Here is an 834-nt window from a genome sequence, read left to right on the forward strand (position 1 = left end):
GCACCATCGACGATGAAGGAATATTAAACGGCTCAATCAAGAACGAGCGCACTATTAACACCACCGCCAACACTGGGAAAAAATCATACGCCCAACGTACCAGTAAGCTTTCTTTGCCGCGACCGCGGGTTTTACGCTGTTTGAGCGTCAGCTTCTCTAATAGCCAAATAATACCTAAGCCGAGGGTTAATGGCACTAAAATTAAATTAAAATCAAAATCCATACGAATTTGCCTATTAACGAGCTGAAAATCAAACTACTGGTGCATTAAAGCTGTCTATGCCAAATATTACTGTGTTTTTATCTTTTATAAGATAATGAACGTTTAATTATCAACCTGCAAAACAGCCAAGAAGGCTTCTTGTGGAATCTCGACGTTACCCACTTGCTTCATACGTTTTTTACCCGCTTTTTGCTTAGACAGTAGTTTTTTCTTACGCGAGACGTCACCGCCATAACACTTCGCTAGGACGTCTTTACGCATGGCTTTAACCGTACTACGACCGATAATTTGACTGCCAATTGCCGCTTGAATCGCGACATCAAACATCTGACGTGGAATCAATTCTTTCATTTTAGTAACCAGCTGATTGCCACGGAAACGCGCTTGATCTTGGTGTACTATCATCGCTAAGGCATCGACTTTATCGCCATTGATGAGTACGTCAACTTTGACCAATTTATCAGCTTGATAGCGCTCGAAATTATAATCGAGTGAGGCAAATCCGCGCGACACTGATTTTAGGCGGTCAAAGAAGTCCATGACCACCTCGCCCATCGGAATATCAAAAATCAGCTGCACTTGGCGACCCATAAAACGCATATCGACTTGGA

The 834-nt window shown here is 42.7% G+C and carries 2 pseudogenes; both read right to left on the reverse strand.

Annotation, left to right across the window (positions count from 1 at the left end):
* Window positions 1–223 (reverse strand): annotated as a pseudogene (locus tag V7D75_RS02345) (signal peptidase I); the annotation flags it as partial.
* A gap of 102 nt (window positions 224–325) precedes the next feature.
* A pseudogene (locus tag V7D75_RS02350) lies at window positions 326–834 on the reverse strand (elongation factor 4); the annotation flags it as partial.

The sequence above is a fragment of the Psychrobacter sp. genome (genome assembly GCF_036731945.1).
Taxonomy (GTDB): Bacteria; Pseudomonadota; Gammaproteobacteria; order Pseudomonadales; family Moraxellaceae; genus Psychrobacter.